Annotated in this window: 14 protein-coding genes; 11 read left to right on the top strand and 3 right to left on the bottom strand. The window is 30.5% G+C overall.

Translation table 11 applies throughout. The annotated features are described in order from the left end of the window. Positions 1-18 precede the first annotated feature (18 nt). From V9L05_RS23795 to V9L05_RS23780, 4 genes are all read left to right on the top strand, one after another. Positions 19-837, top strand: coding sequence for a glycerophosphodiester phosphodiesterase family protein (locus tag V9L05_RS23795; protein ID WP_338815593.1), 819 nt, complete (start codon positions 19-21; stop codon positions 835-837). 133 nt (positions 838-970) lie between these two features. Beyond that, entirely contained in the window at positions 971-1,663 is a 693-nt protein-coding gene (locus tag V9L05_RS23790) for an ABC transporter ATP-binding protein (protein ID WP_338815592.1), read from the top strand. 369 nt (positions 1,664-2,032) lie between these two features. Continuing rightward, positions 2,033-3,304 (top strand): hypothetical protein, encoded by a 1,272-nt coding sequence (locus V9L05_RS23785; protein ID WP_338815591.1) that lies wholly within the window; start codon positions 2,033-2,035, stop codon positions 3,302-3,304. Between the two features lie 227 nt (positions 3,305-3,531). Further along, on the top strand, positions 3,532-4,863 hold the full coding sequence (locus V9L05_RS23780; RefSeq protein ID WP_338815590.1) for a hypothetical protein: 1,332 nt from the start codon (positions 3,532-3,534) through the stop codon (positions 4,861-4,863). A gap of 426 nt (positions 4,864-5,289) precedes the next feature. Here V9L05_RS23780 and V9L05_RS23775 read toward each other — a convergent pair whose 3' ends face one another. The 3 genes from V9L05_RS23775 to V9L05_RS23765 all read right to left on the bottom strand — a co-directional run bounded on the left by V9L05_RS23775 (position 5,290) and on the right by V9L05_RS23765 (position 7,658). Further along, a complete protein-coding gene (locus V9L05_RS23775) occupies positions 5,290-5,667 on the bottom strand; it encodes a DUF1987 domain-containing protein (RefSeq protein WP_338790657.1) in 378 nt (125 codons plus the stop codon). A 24-nt stretch (positions 5,668-5,691) separates the two neighbouring features. Next, positions 5,692-6,249, bottom strand: a complete 558-nt coding sequence (locus tag V9L05_RS23770) for a SiaB family protein kinase (protein WP_338790656.1) — start codon at positions 6,247-6,249, stop codon at positions 5,692-5,694. Between the two features lie 485 nt (positions 6,250-6,734). Further along, positions 6,735-7,658: a DUF6607 family protein gene (locus V9L05_RS23765; protein WP_338815589.1), complete on the bottom strand. Its 924-nt coding sequence runs from the start codon at positions 7,656-7,658 to the stop codon at positions 6,735-6,737. A gap of 317 nt (positions 7,659-7,975) precedes the next feature. On the opposite strand from V9L05_RS23765, the gene V9L05_RS23760 reads away from it, so the two are divergent. The 7 genes from V9L05_RS23760 to V9L05_RS23730 all read left to right on the top strand — a co-directional run bounded on the left by V9L05_RS23760 (position 7,976) and on the right by V9L05_RS23730 (position 17,031). Further along, positions 7,976-10,156, top strand: coding sequence for a TonB-dependent receptor (locus tag V9L05_RS23760; protein ID WP_338815588.1), 2,181 nt, complete (start codon positions 7,976-7,978; stop codon positions 10,154-10,156). Positions 10,157-10,275: 119 nt separating this feature from the next. Then, positions 10,276-10,737: a DoxX family protein gene (locus tag V9L05_RS23755; RefSeq protein WP_338815587.1), complete on the top strand. Its 462-nt coding sequence runs from the start codon at positions 10,276-10,278 to the stop codon at positions 10,735-10,737. Between the two features lie 114 nt (positions 10,738-10,851). Next, positions 10,852-11,496, top strand: coding sequence for an HmuY family protein (locus tag V9L05_RS23750; RefSeq protein WP_338815586.1), 645 nt, complete (start codon positions 10,852-10,854; stop codon positions 11,494-11,496). 194 nt (positions 11,497-11,690) lie between these two features. Further along, positions 11,691-13,589 carry an AAA family ATPase gene (locus V9L05_RS23745; RefSeq protein WP_338815585.1) on the top strand — a complete coding sequence of 633 codons (1,899 nt, stop codon included), beginning with the start codon at positions 11,691-11,693 and terminating at the stop codon, positions 13,587-13,589. Positions 13,590-13,593: 4 nt separating this feature from the next. Continuing rightward, a complete protein-coding gene (locus V9L05_RS23740) occupies positions 13,594-14,592 on the top strand; it encodes a hypothetical protein (RefSeq protein WP_338815584.1) in 999 nt (332 codons plus the stop codon). 285 nt (positions 14,593-14,877) lie between these two features. Next, positions 14,878-15,561, top strand: a complete 684-nt coding sequence (locus tag V9L05_RS23735; protein ID WP_338815583.1) for a TetR/AcrR family transcriptional regulator — start codon at positions 14,878-14,880, stop codon at positions 15,559-15,561. 69 nt (positions 15,562-15,630) lie between these two features. Beyond that, on the top strand, positions 15,631-17,031 hold the full coding sequence (locus tag V9L05_RS23730; RefSeq protein WP_338815582.1) for a TolC family protein: 1,401 nt from the start codon (positions 15,631-15,633) through the stop codon (positions 17,029-17,031). The last annotated feature ends 158 nt before the right edge of the window (positions 17,032-17,189 follow it).

Raw genomic sequence — 17,189 nt, 5'->3', positions numbered from 1 at the left:
TCATTTCAAATATTAACTTTGGTTCTATTTTTTATTTTCTCTTTTAGTTCTTGTAAACAAGAAGATATTAACATTAATTTATCTGAAAGAGACATTAAAGTAATTGGACACGGAGGAATGGGCATTGGGCAGGTTTATCCAATGAATAGTTATGAATCAATTATGTATGCCTTAACTTTAGGAAGTGATGGAGTAGAAATTGATGTACAAATGACAAAAGATGGCGTTTTGGTAGCTTTTCATGATGAAGAATTAGATATCAAAACCAATAAAAAAGGAAAAATCCATGAGCAAAACTGGAATGAAATAAAAAATGCTCAGTATACAAGTTCTGCACCTTATACAAAATACAGAGTCATTCGCTTGGAAGATATTTTCGAACATCTACCTAACCTTGAAAACTATGTCTTTTCTTTAGATATTAAAAGTTTTAGTTCTTCTACTTCTCCAGTTTATTATAATCAACTCAATACAGCACTTATTTCTTTGCTAGAAAAATATGAACAAAAACGTAATCTTAATTTGAATAAAGTATATATAGAACTAAAAAGAACCGATTTGATAGAATCTTTACAAAAAGAACGTCCCAATTATCAAATTTTTGCTTATGAAGATTTTGAAATAGCTATGGAAAAAGCTAGAAAATATAATTTAAGAGGAATTACCGTTCAAACAGATAACTTAACCAAAGAAAATGTAGAGCAAGCTCATCAAGAAGGTTTTTTAGTGGCTACTCTTAACACACATTCGAATAATAAAAATATAGAAGCTATCAATAAAGGAGTAGATTATATTCAGACTGATAAAGTCAAGCATTTACTTAAAGTCTTGAAATAATAAAAATAATGATGAAAAATAGAAATAAAATCAAATTTTTCGTTAAAAATGATTCAAATGAATAGAGAAGAGAGAAAAAATCATTAAACTTGGTTATATTTTTACTGATAAATAGCTACTGATAATATAAACTATGCTTTCTCTACAAAACATTCACAAATCCTACCATACGACAGCCCAAAGTATGCATGTTTTAAAAGGAATTGATATGACTATCAATGAAGGCGAACTTGTTTCGATAATGGGTTCTTCAGGTTCTGGAAAATCTACGCTACTAAATATTTTGGGAATGCTAGATAACTATGATAAAGGAGAATATTGGTTAGATAAAGTATTAATAAAAAATCTTTCTGAAAAACAAGCAGCTATTTATCGTAATAAATTTTTAGGTTTTGTTTTTCAATCTTTTAATTTACTTTCTTTCAAAACAGCAGCCGAAAATGTGGCTCTACCACTTTATTATCAAAAAGTAGGACGTAAAGAAAGACAGATTCTGGCAGAAAAATACTTAGAACGTGTTGGACTACGTCAATGGGCGCATCATTTGCCTTCTGAACTTTCAGGGGGACAAAAACAGCGTGTTGCCATTGCTAGAGCTTTAATTACAGACCCAAAAGTAATTTTGGCAGATGAACCAACAGGAGCATTAGACACAACTACCTCTTATGAAGTAATGGAACTTTTCAAACAAGTACATGAAAGTGGCAAAACTATCGTCATTGTAACTCATGAAGATGATATTGCTGCAAAAACAGAACGAGTAATCCGTCTAAGAGATGGAAATATAGAAACACCAACACAACAGAAAATCAACTTAAATAAGTAATAAATTACAGTAGAAAAAGAAATTGTAAAAGTGTTGGGAATGATTTAAAAGACTTTTAAAGTTTTTCAAAATCTATTTTATTGAATAATTTAACTAATAAATTATCTTTTAAAAAGATTTATCAACAAAATAAGACTATATTTAATTCTTCCTCTGTATTTATGGCATATTTTGTATTATTTTGCCTTAGAAGTAGGCACACTTATTGCAAAATTGCTAAATAAGTGCGAATACAAACAATGAATGACTATTTTTTTAAGACTTTTTGCTTAGTTAATCAAATAGCATCATAATTTAGAGTCTAAATACAACATCGCCTTTACCATTTGCCTTTAACTTTATCTATAAAATAAAATATAGCCTTAGCGTATGAAAATCTTAACTTTCTGTATTGCAGCAGCCTTATCTATCAGTTCTACTGTTTCATTTTCTGCTCCTTTCTTAAATCCTACAAAAAATATTGATCCTGTTACTACTACATTAGAAATAGACTCCTACAATAAAACCAACAAACTTGCTTACAAATCAGTAGGAGACAAAGGTTTTGATGCTGCAAATAGTATAATCAAATGTAAGGATGGAAATTTTATACTTTTAGGGCGTACAGATTCGTATGGTGCTGGTGATATGAATATGAGCGCAATAAAAGTAGATGCAAGTGGAAATATTATTTGGAATAAAAACTATGGCGCAGAAGAAAGCGAAGAAGGATATGCAGGTTTAGAAACATCTGATGGAGGTTTTATTTTTGCAGGTTATTCAGATTCGTATGGTGCTGGTTCGGATATAAAAGATGGTTGGATAGTTCGTACAGATTCAAAAGGAATTCGTATTTGGGACAAAACATTTGGCTCTAATCAAAGCATAGACGAAATTTATAGTATTGTTGCTACTGATGAAGGAAATTATATGATTTTGATGAATAGTATTCCTATTGAAACAGGAAAAAGCGATATTATGCTTTTAGAAATAGATGATAAAGGAGAAACGATTTGGAAAAAAAGTTTTGGAGGAAAAAGTAGCGAACAAGGACACTCTTTAGCCAAAACAGAAAGTGGATATTTGATTGCTGGTCATGTAGAGGGAGAAATGATGACAAAATGGGATATGCTTTTAATCCACGTAGATAAAAGTGGAAATAAGAAATGGGAAAAAACATACGGTGGTGGAGATAATGAAATGGCAAATGTAGTAAAAATAATGCCTTCTGGAAATATCTTAATTGCTGGTTATTCGTATACTTATGCAGAAGGAAGTCACGATGCTTGGATTGTTTGTGCTGATAAAAATGGAAAAAAACTTTGGGATAAAAACTTTGGTGGATTAAGTACAGATGAAGCCTTCGATATTTTGGTTACTGATAATTCTGAAATTATTCTGATTGGTTATACTGACATTTATAAAGCTGATGAATATGGTAATAATGTAAGTGTTCTTTCTAATGAGATAATGATTAATAAATTAGACTCAAAAGGAACAGAAATTTGGACAAGAACATTAGGAGGAGAAAAAGATCAAGTAGCCAAAGCTGGAGCAATTGCAGACGATGGAAGCTTTATTTTAGCTGGTTATACCAATGAAAATATGGACACAAAAAATGTAGATATGCTTATCTTAAAAGTATCTGCTGACGGAAAATAGATAGCAAACTAGAATTTATTTTGTCGTCAAAAAAAATAGATTAACCGAATTTCTCATTTTATTAGTATGAGAGGTTCGGTTTTTGTTTATTTTTTATAAATTGCTATATTTCTCCTATATCAAGATGAATTTTAAGCGAAAATAGTTAAAAGATATTTTTGAGAAACAAATAAAATTATTTAGTTCTATAAATTAGCACGCAGAAAGAAGAGATGAGAAATAAAAAAATGAGAAAACAAAAAAAACAACACACTACAAATTCATTTTATCTATCTAACAGCAAAGACAAAACTTTGATTGTTTTTTTGTCTATTTTACTAATTAGTATAATTACTATAGGAGTAAATAATTCCTTTGCACAAGATTTTGATTCTCCTACAACTACTTTAAATACGCATCTTCTTGCTCCTACTTCTACTATTGTAAAAGGAAAATTATTTGCATATCATTACAAAAATCCTCAAGCAAAAAATAATACTAAAAAAGAAAAACTAGAAATAAATCTAACTGTCAAAAACCTTCGTACACAAGAAGAACAATTGAGAGTTTTCTCGCCTGATACCTTAACTGGAAACTATTTTATATTTCTACTCCCGGATGAGCGTTACGAAATTAGTGTTCAAGTAAAAGATTTTCGCCCTTATGTAATCGTTATCTTTATTCCTCCACAAACATTTATTTATGAACTTAATCGTGAGATTGTTTTCGAACCTATTTTACTTTTAGATACACAAATAGGACAACACAACTTTTTTGAAACTCGCTCTCAGCAACTACTCAGTTATTATGATTCAGCAGCTTTTCACAACTACGACAGAGATAGATTTGAGGTATTGAAAGAATTGGTAGATTATACAATCAATAAAGGAAGCATAGAAGCTCTTGATAGTTTAGAAAAAATTACGGTAGAGGAAGTTGAGCCAATTATTCCTACCCAATATGTCTCTTCGCAGTTAAATCCGATGGATAAATTCAAACCTATTTTTGATAAAATAGAAGAGAGTTTTTCTCATGGATCTTGGGAATATATAGATAAACTTTATGCAAAGCAAAGTACAGGAAATACCTATTATTCACAAGCAAGCAGCATATCAACTATTGAAAAAGAAAATAAAAAAACAATTATAACTCATTTTGTCCTTTTTGATGGCAAAAATGCTAAAAAACTAACTAGAGAACAGAAAAACAAATTAAAAGAGATTGCTCTATTTCTAAATAATGATGCCAATTTAATAATAGAAATTTTTGGAAGAACCTATTCAGATAATAAGGAAAGCAAAAAGGAAAATAGTTTAGATAACGACGCACAAAAACGTCTTTATATGTCAGCAAAGCGTACAAAACAGGTTTTCAAATACTTAAAAAGACGAGTAGATGACAAAAGTAAATTTCATTATATCGTCTATGGAATGAGCGAAAAACTTGACGATGCTGTTTTGAAAGAGTCTCTACCTATAAATGAGAATCAAAAAGAAAATAATCAAGAAAAAGAAAATTTGATTCTAACACAACTTCCCCCAAAATCACCACGAGTGGAACTTGTAATTAGCGTACAATAAAAAATGTATTGCTTGAAATCGTTTAGCTTCGCTGAGGACTATGTCGTGCTCCGAACTGAACACACATATTTTCAGATAACTTAAAGTTATATTAACTGATTATCAATGCCATTTCATTTATCAAGTAATTTTTGAATGGAGTTGAAAATTGTCAGTGAGATACCAACAATAGAGATAGGTGTATTGTAAAATGCTTCTTTTTTACTGTTGTTACTGTCTCACTGAAAATATATGATTTTCTCTAATAGTAGATAAAAACAACTATTTTTACCCAAATTCATAAAGAGCTTTTCAAAAAGAAAAATAACAAAATTAGCCTTCTTAGAAAATTAAATTCTAGGAGGCTAATTTTTTTAATACTTACTAAAAAGTCTCTGAAATGAAATAAATAAGAATCAGTTTTTAGTTATTAGCTAAAACCTGCTTTTAATAAGCAATCAGATTAAAACCTATATCAACATCTTCGGCATACTCTTCTCCACTTTCAAGCATATCAACATCATCTTTCTCATAGTACCAATTGACAGTAACATTGCCACCCTTAGACTTATTATAGTCTTCAAGTAAGTCAAAAATCTCTAAGAAACGACGAGAAGAAGAGGTATTAAAATACGTCATTCTAAAATTGAATGTAAAAGTTCTACCCTCTTCTTCTAGATATTTATTGAGCCATTCAAAAATAGGTTGAAAAAATTCAATAGTGTATTCATGGTATGATTCACCAGAGATTTCTAAAACTCCTTCTTCAGGATTAAAATTAACAGTAGGGATGTAGTTTTCACCTTCGATTTGGAAGTTTTCCATACGAATTTATATTTTTTTTAAAGTTTATTTATCTAATCTGACAGTAATAGTTAAAAATGACTGGCTTGGATAATCAGGATGTGGATAAGCTTCTCCAATTAAAGGGTTATTGGATTTGCGAACCATATCGATTAAACCAATGTTAGCACCTGGTTTGTTCGCACGTTGAGGTGCACGACGTTGTTCTTTATAATACGTTTTTAATTCATCATCATCTAAAGAATTAATATATTGACAACGTTCCATTACGTGGTCTAGTATAGAATTTTCGATTAGATTAGAGGAAGAAATTAAAAAATGATCATCAGCTTCACTTACCAAAAGATAACCTACACCAATAGGTTTATCTTCTTTTATAGAGTATGATTTTTCTATAGAATGAAGACTGACATTTTGAGAAAGCTCAATGAAAATTGCAAATATTTTGCGTCCAATATTAGGGTCTTCTTGCGAACTCTTGCGCTTTAAACTACTCGCCAAACGAGAGAGCAAATCTTGAGAAACTACTCCTTGAAAAGCTAGTAACGTTTGATGTTTACGCATCTGGTCGTAAAAATCATATATGACGAAATCGTTATCCATACGCTTGAAATTAAATATAATTTTTTAAAAACAAAGTAAAAGCAAAAATTAACTTGATTTTACTCTACATAATTCAAATATACTTTAATATAGTATCAAATACTCTATCTTTTATCAAAGATGTCAATAAATCTGATAAAATTCAATATTTTTTCGACAAAACACTATATATACTCATTATAAGACCTATCACTATATAATTCATACAATGAAAGTTAGATTATCAATAGCGAAACTAAACAAAAATTAACAGAAATAAAATCTATATATCAGTTTTTTTTTGATTTATTTAATTTTACTCAAAATTCATCAAATCTTGCTATCTTTTTGATAACTAGGTTTTAAAGTACATATTTTTATTCAAAAGAAAAAGTAAAATACTCGCCTATTCATTGTTTAGTCAAAAAACATTCAAAAACATAAAAACCTATTCCATCAAATGAAATAGGTTTTATAAATACTATGAGTAGCGTAATTGTTTGATGTTATCTCTTTTCTACAAACTCTGAAATGATAGGCTTTATCTTGTCTGTCTGTGTTTTTTCTAAAGGGAAAAGATGCATAAATAATGGTTTTTTATCAACCACACCTTTTAGTTTTAAGTCTTTATTTTTAGCAAAAACAGCATTCCATTCTGCTCTAGCAACAGCCCAAAAATCTTTGTTTTCTTTCCACCAACCTTGAGCAGATTTACAACGAGAATCATCTACCTTTTTATAGATATTGATTCCTTTTTCACTAGCAATCTTAAAATCTGCTTTATTATCTTGACGCAAAACTTTGTCATTATCTTGCTCGTGCAACCAGCCTTCATTTGTAATTTCATGGCGATTAGTACGAGTCATTACATTATAATCTTTGCGCTTTGTATATTCTCTTCTAGGAAGTGGACTATCCGTCGTGTTTTCCCAATACTGACGACCATCTACATGCACCCAACTTGCAGAACCTTCATAACGTGGACTGTCATCTACCTGAAATACTTTCTGTGTCCATTGTCCAGCTACTTCTGACTTTGGTTTTTTGACAAATTTCCACTGATTATCCTTATCATACATATAAAAATCTGTATTTTCATAGCTCCAATCTTGTCGCCAATGCTTAATAATCATAGTATCATTGGCAATCAAAAGATGTTGCATCGATACAAAAGTAGGTGTTTCTTCCACTAGCTCAACCCACTCCAAAGCACTTGCCGTATAATTGTCATGAAACTGGTAGTTTGTATCTGATGCAAACGTTTCAGCAAAGTCAAAACTTATTTCATAACATCCACACATAGATTTGATAGCCTGTTTGTCCTTCGGATTTGGGTCATTATCAGAAGGAGAAATAAATGCCATTCCTAAAAGACCACAAGCAAATAAGCATAAAAACAGAACCGTCGAAAAGAGAGATTTCTTTTTCATAAAAGTATTTTTTTTAAATAAAATAAATAAACCTGATTAAGTATACAAACAAACCCTATTAGTTGCTGTTTGATGATGCAAATTTATCCTTATTTAGATTAAATAAAAATTATTTTGCTAAATTTTTCGTTTTTTATTTGGAATTAGTCTAAATAGCTTTAATTTTGCATCATCAAAAGTGCTCTAAAAGTCTTTAAAGGCAATTACAGTTCTGCATACCAAGACTTTATCCTATTTTGCTCAGGTTTGCTAGAAAAAACAAATCTTACTGATATGTTTTCACAACTATAAACTACTACTGATATTTTTCAATAGCCATGAAAAAATTTACTCTTTATATTCTTTTATATTTAATTATTTTAACATTTTTTACACATAATTTGTATGCTCAAAAAAATAATAAAAAGCAGTTAAAAATAGAGGCAGATACTTTAGAAAATAATGCAAAAAACAATGAGGAAAACATCAAAACAGAAGACTTGGAGCAGGTTGTCATAACAGCTACTCGTAGTGAAAAACTGCTTTCAGAAATTCCTATTCCCATGACAATCATTGATAAAGAACAAATCTCACAAATGGGAAGTTTGCGATTGAGTGATGTTTTGCAAGAACAAACAGGACTTACACTTATTCAAGAACACGGACAAGGAATTCAATTGCAAGGTTTTGACCCAGATTATACACTTATTTTGATTGATGGCGAACCAATCATCGGACGAACAGCAGGAACTTTGGAGCTTTCACGCATTGCAGTAGGAAATATCGAACGCATCGAAATTATTAAAGGAGCAAGTTCTAGTTTGTATGGCTCAGAGGCGTTGGCAGGAGTTATTAATATAATCACAAAAAATCCGAAAGGTACAGAAGGGAGCATTTCGGCTCGTTATGGAACAAATCAAACCAGCGATTTGACTCTTTCCTTTCAGACCAAAAAAGACAAATTAGCCATTACAGCTTTTGCTAATCGCTATGGAAGTAATGGATATGATTTTACACCAAATAGTTATGGAAAAACTGTTGAACCATTTGATAATTACACTTTTCAAAGTAAAATTTCTTATCGTTTTACAGATAAAATAAATCTTTCTGTTTCGGGAAGGTATTTTGAAGAAAATCAAAAATCAAGATTTGGTGCAAGCACAGAAGTAGGAGAAGAACAAGTTTCGGGTGATGGAAAAGTTAATGATTACAATGTCTTGACCAATTTGGATTGGAGAATTACACAAAAATGGCGCACCTATTTTAGATTTTATTATTCAAAGTACAAAACAGATTCAAAACTTCTTTATGAGAATGATAATTCTGTCTATGATGAAACATTTTTTGACCAAACTTTTTTCCGTCCAGAATTTCAAAGTGTTTATTCCTTCAATGAAAAGCATTTTCTTACGGCAGGAATTGGAAGCGTCAATGAATCGGTAAGTTCTACTCGTTACACCGATAAAAAACGCCTTCAAACCAACTATATTTTTGCCCAACACGAATTTTTTATTACTGATAAAGCTAATATCACGTTAGGAGCTAGGTTTGATTCACATTCTATTTATGGTAATCAATTAAGTCCGAAAATAGCCTCTTATTATCAAATTTCGCCTAAAATTCGTCTGACAGCTTCGGCAGGAATGGGTTTCAAAACACCTGATTTTAGACAACTTTATCTCAATTTTACAAATAATGTGGTGGGTTATTCTGTTTTTGGAACAGAAGAAATAAAACAAGGCGTTGCAGATTTACAGCAAGCAGGGCAAATAGCAGAAGTTGTATTAAATCCTGATGATATTCAAGAAATAAAAGCTGAAAGTTCTGTTTCTTATAATCTTGGAATAAAATATACGCCAACAGCAAAATTACTTTTGAAAGCTAATTTTTTCAGAAATGATGTCGATAATTTGATAGAAACCCAAGTGGTGGCTCGCAAAACAAATGGACAGAATTTATTTAGCTATACAAATCTCAACAGCATTTTTACACAAGGAATGGAAACAGAACTGAATTATTCAATTCTTTCTCCTTCTTCAAACTCTAGTTCTTCTCTTACTTTTTCGGCAGGTTATCAATACTTAGAAGCCAAAGACAAAACGGTTTTGGAGGAAATAAAAAACGGAAATTATTTTGCTAGAAACCCTGAAACATTAGAAACAAAGCGTCTTTCAAAATCAGATTATGGTGGACTGATGGGAAGAAGCAATCACATGGCAAATGCAAAATTATTTTATCAAAATTCAAAACATGGTTTTTCGGCAAATATCAGAGCCATTTATAGAAGCAAATACGGTTTTGGCGACCGAAATGGAAATTTGATTTTAGATGCTCAAAATGAATATGTCGACGGCTATACAACAGTTAATATTTCAACAGGAAAACAATTTTTAAAACAAAAACTCAATCTGCAAATCGGGGCAGATAATCTATTCAATTATAAAGACGAAAATTTTATTCCAACACTTGCAGGGCGTTTGTTGTGGGTAAGAATGCAGTTTTTAATTCAAAAAAAATAAATCAATTATTTAATTCAACCCTCAACGAGGCGTTGCCGTTGTTGAGGTATTTAATTTCAAACCTCGTTGACGGCAGAGCCTCAACGACGGTTAATAAAAACAGCTAAATCAAAAAAACAATGAACTCAAAAACTATCAAAAACATCTTTTTCATAACTATTCGTCTGATTTTGGGAGGAATAATGCTCTATGGTGGCTATCAAAAATTTGCAAAACCATTGCCAGAACCTACTCAAATGATTACTCAAATTGAGAAAGAAGGCAGCCAAAAACTTAGAGAAAAGCCAAATATACTTGTCATCAAAAACTACATTTTCGGAATGAAACAAACAGGTTATTTTTGGCAGCTTTTAGGAATCTGTGAAATCGTTTTTGGTTTAATGATTCTGAGCCAATATTTGAGCTTTGTCGGTGCGCTGATGCTCATTCCGATTACGTTACATATTTTCTTATTTCATCTTTTTCTTGAACCTGATGATACAGCCGAACTCTTCCAAACAGGTGGTTTTTTGGTAATCAATATTTTATTAATCGCTAAAGAATACAAAAAATTCAAACCTCTTTTGTGGATAAAACCCTAACCCTTCCGTACCACAGACATCCCTGTCTGTGAAAAATAAATAAATTTCAAATTCAAACAGACAGACAGAGATGTCTGTTTTACTTAATTCAATCAACTCAAATTTTAATAAGCCATGAAAAATCTTTCTTTAAACGTAATCTTGCTTTTAGCAACTTGTCTTTTTATTTTTTCTTCTTGTAAAGATGATGATAATGAAGACCCAACTCCAGAACCATTGACAGTAGAAACGGCAAGTAATATTATTGCAGACCCAATTCAGATTGACCCAACAACAGGAATGCCAACAGGTACAACTGGAAATTTTACGCTTTTCAGTTTGCGTGAAAATAAAATTATTGCCAATACAGATAGTGCTTCCACAAAATGGGATATTGGTTTTAGAGGCTCTACAATTATTGTAAACGGTGGCGCAATCCGAACAGGAAAAGGAGGCGCATATATTTTTGATGGTCTTTTTACTGAATTACAAGAAATTCCTGAAAGCCAAACATTCAAACAGGATAATTCTGAAACTGATTTGGCAATCACAACAGGTTCTGGAAAAGGTTGGTACAACTACGACCCAACTACTCATGTAATTAGTCCGATTGCAGGAAAAATTTTGGTTATTCGTACTGCTGACGAAAAATATGCAAAAGTAGAAATTGTAAGTTATTACAAAAATGCTCCTGCCGACCCAACTACTGCACCTATGGAAGATTCAAGACATTATACATTGCGTTATGTAGTGCAAACTGATGGTTCTAAAAAGTTCTAAGAAAATGTAAATCTTTAAAAATCAAATCTTTGATTTTTTCATTTTGAATATAGACAAAACCTATTTCTTGTAGAGATAGGTTTTTTTGGTTTAAACCTATAAGGTTTTGGAAACCTTATAGGTTTGAGTATAGCATTTAGTTTTGTATCTTGTTTTCTATTGCTAAAACGCTACTTCTTACTCAAAAAACTACTATGGAACTCCTTTATCTTTGGATTGAAGATTATAAAAATATTTACCGACAAGGATTTAATTTTAGTCCTTTATATAAATTTGAGTTTACTCCTACAAAAGAAGAAAATGGAAAAGTCATTGAGGGAACTTTAAAAGATAATATAACAAAAGAAGAACGAGAAACTAAGGAAACATTTTATAAGGATTTTTTCAATGTAAAAAATGAAAAAGATGATGATAAAACTCAAAAAGGAAAAATAACGAATGTTACGGCTATTGTGGGAGAAAATGGAGCTGGGAAGAGTAGCCTAATTGAAATTCTTGCAAACTATAATATTAATAAAGCAGAGTATTATAATTTGATTTTTGTCTATAAAAAAAATTGTAAGATTAAAATATTATCACATATTGAAATCAATAGGTATCCAAAGACAAGTAACCTTACTGAAAAAATATTTACTGTTTTATATTCTTCTAACTCACATAGATATGTATTAGATATTGATAACAATAGGGTTAAAAACAATAATAATCTTATTGATTTATCTCCCTATAAAGTTTTTGATGATTACTCACATCTTCTTAGACATCCTAATAAGAACATAATAGATTATATAGAAAGCCAAAATCTTTCAAATATAATGTGTAATTATAGTAGTATTCAAAAGGTATTAAAACCATTTATATTGCTTCCTTCTATCATAGAAATTAGTTTAAATTATAGTCAGAACCACGTAATACAAAATCACAATAATACAAAACCAGTAAAACTAGACTTTATCACAAGGTTTGGACATGATTTAAAAGAAGTTAGTCTTGAGAAAAAAAAGAATGTATTCATAATCAACTTTTTCAGAGCTTATATTATTTCAATTACTGAAATAGCTTCAAAGTCATCTACTATTTATTTAAAATTGATAAAGCTTATAGAAGATAGCAATGTCTTTTCATCTTTAGATGATGCCTATGTAGATAATTTGAGCTTATTCACTAAAAATTTAGAAAAGTTATTTGATGCTATATGGGAAGATAAAATTTTAAAAAAATATTTTGCTGTTTTCGGTCATGGAAATTCTTATAAAGTTGATAAAATATGTCAGTATTTATATGAAGCTCCTATAGTTTTTGATGATATTTTATTTTCTAAAGTATATTTGAACTTAAAAGAATTAGAAAAAAATAAAGATTTTTCTGACTTCTTCACTTTCACTTTAACATCTATGATACCAATAATACAGTTAAAATTGGTACAACAAGTTCATAAAATTAGTAATATATATAAGCACTTAAGCTCTGGAGAAAACAATTTAGTTCATCTTATAGCGTGTATATACATGGCTAAAAACGTCTCAAGAAAAGGAGGACAAATTGAATATAATGCAAAAAATGCTGATTCTATTTCCATTCTCATCGACGAAGGCGAACTAGGTTTACACCCCCAATGGCAAAAGCAGTATTTAAAAATCTTGCTTGAAACGCTGCCAAAGATATTCCCAAAAAAACAAATCCAACTTATTCTTACTTCTCACTCTCCTTTTTTGGTTTCTGATTTGCCGAAAGAGAATGTTATTTTTTTGGAGAAAGAAGAGAGTACAGGTTTGTGTAAAGTATCCAAACTAGACAATATGAAAGAGACTTTTGGAGCAAATATTCATACGCTTCTAACAGATTCGTTTTTTATGAAAGGTGGTTTGGTGGGAGAGTTTGCCAAATCGAAAATCAACTGGGCAATGGAATTATTATTGGAGAAAAAGGAAATTGACCCAAAAGACAAAGAGAAAATTCGTTATATTATTTCTTGTATTGGCGAACCTGTCATACGACACAAATTAATGCAGCTTTATGATGAAAAAGTGAAGTTTTCGGTAGAAGATAGAATAAAACAACTTGAAGAAGAGCTGAAAAAATTAAAAGGATAATATAATGATACAAATACGACGAAATAACTTAGAAGAATTAGCCAATCGGTTTTTTGAAAAATTGAATCCCAAAACGAAAAAAGGAGATAGATTTAACTTGACCGAAGCATTAATCCCAAAACTAAAAAATGCAACTCCTAAAAGTTACTTTACTTTTCTAATTGATGAAAGAAATAATTTTTCAAGATTAAAAACACTTATTACAAGTTCGCCAAAGGATTTGAAAAAAGAATTTATAGATGGTAAAGTAGGCGAAAAGTATAATCAGTTGTCTCAAAAGAACAAAAATGAAGTGAAAAATTTCTTCAAAAATCAGTATGAAAATTTAAGAGGAAATGAAACAGGTTATTGGCTTGGAAGTAATTTGAATGTAAAAACTTGTCCTTATTGCAATAGAGAATATACATTTACTTACCGTACAGCAGAAAACAAACCTAAATTACTTTATGATTTTGACCATTTTTTTGATAAAGGAACTTATCCTTATTTGGCTTTATCATTCTATAATCTTATTCCTTCTTGTTCCATTTGCAATAGTCGTTTCAAACATTCAGAAAAATTTGATATTGATAAGCATTTCCATCCTTATTTTGAAGGTTTTTCGAAAGAAGCATTATTTACAACACAACTAATATGTAAATCTGATGTAGAAAAAGAAGAAGATTTTGGAATGGCTTTTTTTGAAGGAAATCTAAATAGTTTTGAAGTAAATTTGAATGATAATGATTGTGAGAAAACTAAAAGACATAAAAAAGTATTTCAGATTGAACAAGTTTATAATGAACACAAAGATTATATTTATGAAATGATTCAAAAATCACAAGTCTATAATGAATCTTATCTAAACGAACTTTTTCAAAGTTATGAGGGCACTTTATTCAGAAATAGAGAAGATGTTTTGAAATTAGCTTTAGGAAATTATTTAGAATTAGAAGATTTTGAAAAACGCCCCCTCTCCAAACTTACCCACGACATCGCCAAAGAATTAGGGTTGTTAGATTAGTTTCTACCGATTTACCGAACTTTACCGAACGGTTCGCTTTGAGCGAACTGTTCGGTGGTATAAAAACCCTAATTATCAGTATCTCCACCGACGACTTTTGTTAATGTTTTTTAACACAATTTCACACTAAAAACTTAAACTTAAAAGATTAAGAAACGTTAGTAACTCTGAAAACTCAGGAAACTTTCATAATAGAAATAGTTTCCGTAGTTTTGCAAGTGTAAACTCAAGAATAGAATTTTAAGACTATTCAAACTAACAAATAAATAAGAAGTGAAATAACAAATGGATATATCCAACTCACATAACGAGCAAGAAGAAAATGCAAAAAAAACCATTTCTGAAGAATTTAAAGCGATTAAACAACATATTGTTGAGGGAGCGCAAGAGCTTTTTTGGACGTACGGACTTCGTAGTGTAACAATGGACGATATTGCAAACAAACTTGCCATGTCTAAAAAAACAGTCTATCAATATATTCAAGATAAAGCAGAATTAGTTTATTTATGTGCCGAACATCAGCTTGAAAATGAATTTTGTAATAAACAAGAAGTATCTCAATACGCTGAAAATGCGATTGCAGAAGTTTTGAAAATTATGGAATACAATAGAAAGTTTTTTCTCAATTTTCATCCTTCCTTAATTTTGGATTTGCAACGAAGCTATCCAAAGGCGTGGAAAATGTTTTTAAGACACAAAGAAGAAAAAATTATTAAAGGCATTCAAGAAAATATGGAAAGAGGAATAAAAGAAGGATTATATAGAGCTGATATCGAACCAGAGGTAATTGCAAGAATGCGAATGGCACAAGTAGAAGCTATCTTTAATCCTCAAATATTTTCTCCAAAATCACATAATATTGGTGAAGTTCAGTTCCAAGTTTTTAGGCATTTTTTATATGGGCTTGTAACTCTTGAAGGACATCAGGTACTAACAGAAGCAATTGCCCAAATAGAATTTAATAAATAAACAGCGTAATTAAAGACAACATTTCATTATTTTCAATTCAATTATTTTTTCAAAAACTACTTAATTATAATGCATCGATTTTTAACTTTATTTTCTGTCTTATTTTTCTTACTTCTTTTTGGAAGTCAGTTAAAGGCACAAGGAAATACACAAACCACTTCTACCAAAGACTTGGAAAACTATACACTAGAACAATGTATAGAATATGCCATCGAAAACCGTGTAGAAGTAAAAAATGCACAATTAGACAATCAAATTGCTAAAGCAAAAGTAGGAGAAGTAAGAGCGCAAGGCTTGCCCCAGCTAGAAGCTTCCCTCTCTTTAGTAGATAACTACAAAGTACCTGTAAACTTTCTACCTGCTCAAATTCTGAATCCACAAGCTCCAGAAGGAGAGTTTGTAGGTGTTGAATTTCAACCTCAATATGTAGGACAATCAAAAATAGAACTCCAACAGCTTGTTTTTAGTGGTTCATATATTTTAGGTTTGAAGGCTGCTGCTACTTATACAGAGCTTTCTAAAAAACAAATTATCCAATCTAAAATTGACATTGCAGAATCGGTCAGTAAAGCCTATTATACTCTTCTTATCAATAGAGAACGTTTAGAGCTTTTAAAGCAAAATTATAACCGACTAGATACAGTTTATCAACAAACAAAGGCATTGTATGAAAATGGTTTTGCTGAAAAAATTGATGCTGACAGGTTGAAAGTTTCTTCAAATAACATTAAAATGGAGATTCAGAATTTTGAGCGTTTGATAGAACTTAGTAATATGCTTCTAAAATTTCAAATGGGATTACAACAAGAAGACAAACTGACTGTTAGTGGTTCATTAGAAAAATTAGAAATCGATGCCTCAGAGGCTTTAGTGGCTCAAATTAATCCAGAACAGCGCATTGAATTTTCGTTACTCCAAACTCAAAAAGATCTTAATTTACTTCAAATCAGAGAATACAAAGCTCGTTACTTGCCTACTTTAGCCTTTTTTGCTAATTATGGTGCAAATATGGGTTCGCCAGAAGCAAAAGATTTGATTCCTTTTTCAAGCGATAGATGGGTAGCAAATGGTTCTTTCGGACTTAGTTTGAATATTCCTGTTTTTGATTCTTTCCAAAAGCATTATCTAATTCAGCAAGAAAAATTTAGATTGTTGAAAACAGAAAATCAAATGCGTGATTTTTCAAGAATAGTAGATTTACAAGTTTCTCAATCAAGTATTACTCTACAAAACAGCATTGATAAACTCAAATTTCAAGAAGAAAATATGGAATTGGCTCAAGAAATTTTTAGAGTAACCAAAATCAAATATGAAGAGGGTGTAGGTTCAAATTTGGAAGTTGTGGAAGCTGAAACAGCATACAAAGAAGCTCAAACCAATTACTATTCAGCTTTATATGATGCAATGGTTGCCAAAATAGACTTGCAAAAATCCCAAGGAACTTTATATACAGTTACCACTAAAGAGTAATCAAAAATACAGTAGGTCAAAGGCTTGCCTTTGACAGAAACAAGACATCTTCTAGCAAATTATAAAATACAAATAAGTCAAAGGCAAGCCTTTAACCTACAACTATTTTATTTTACAATATATCAAAAAATAAAAAACCGTAATTTTTAATTCATAAT

This window comes from Bernardetia sp. Wsw4-3y2, assembly GCF_037126295.1.
Taxonomy (GTDB): domain Bacteria; phylum Bacteroidota; class Bacteroidia; order Cytophagales; family Bernardetiaceae; genus Bernardetia.
This window is presented reverse-complemented; position numbering and strand designations above follow the sequence as displayed.

Excerpts from the sequence above, each read along its gene's own strand:
- V9L05_RS23780 (WP_338815590.1), top strand. The coding sequence starts at position 3,532 with ATGAGAAAACAAAAAAAACAACACACTACAAATTCATTTTATCTATCT.
- V9L05_RS23770 (WP_338790656.1), bottom strand. The coding sequence starts at position 6,249 with ATGGATAACGATTTCGTCATATATGATTTTTACGACCAGATGCGTAAA.
- V9L05_RS23775 (WP_338790657.1), bottom strand. The coding sequence starts at position 5,667 with ATGGAAAACTTCCAAATCGAAGGTGAAAACTACATCCCTACTGTTAAT.
- V9L05_RS23785 (WP_338815591.1), top strand. The coding sequence starts at position 2,033 with ATGAAAATCTTAACTTTCTGTATTGCAGCAGCCTTATCTATCAGTTCT.
- V9L05_RS23750 (WP_338815586.1), top strand. The coding sequence starts at position 10,852 with ATGAAAAATCTTTCTTTAAACGTAATCTTGCTTTTAGCAACTTGTCTT.
- V9L05_RS23790 (WP_338815592.1), top strand. The coding sequence starts at position 971 with ATGCTTTCTCTACAAAACATTCACAAATCCTACCATACGACAGCCCAA.
- V9L05_RS23765 (WP_338815589.1), bottom strand. The coding sequence starts at position 7,658 with ATGAAAAAGAAATCTCTCTTTTCGACGGTTCTGTTTTTATGCTTATTT.
- V9L05_RS23740 (WP_338815584.1), top strand. The coding sequence starts at position 13,594 with ATGATACAAATACGACGAAATAACTTAGAAGAATTAGCCAATCGGTTT.
- V9L05_RS23730 (WP_338815582.1), top strand. The coding sequence starts at position 15,631 with ATGCATCGATTTTTAACTTTATTTTCTGTCTTATTTTTCTTACTTCTT.
- V9L05_RS23735 (WP_338815583.1), top strand. The coding sequence starts at position 14,878 with ATGGATATATCCAACTCACATAACGAGCAAGAAGAAAATGCAAAAAAA.
- V9L05_RS23745 (WP_338815585.1), top strand. The coding sequence starts at position 11,691 with ATGGAACTCCTTTATCTTTGGATTGAAGATTATAAAAATATTTACCGA.
- V9L05_RS23755 (WP_338815587.1), top strand. The coding sequence starts at position 10,276 with ATGAACTCAAAAACTATCAAAAACATCTTTTTCATAACTATTCGTCTG.
- V9L05_RS23760 (WP_338815588.1), top strand. The coding sequence starts at position 7,976 with ATGAAAAAATTTACTCTTTATATTCTTTTATATTTAATTATTTTAACA.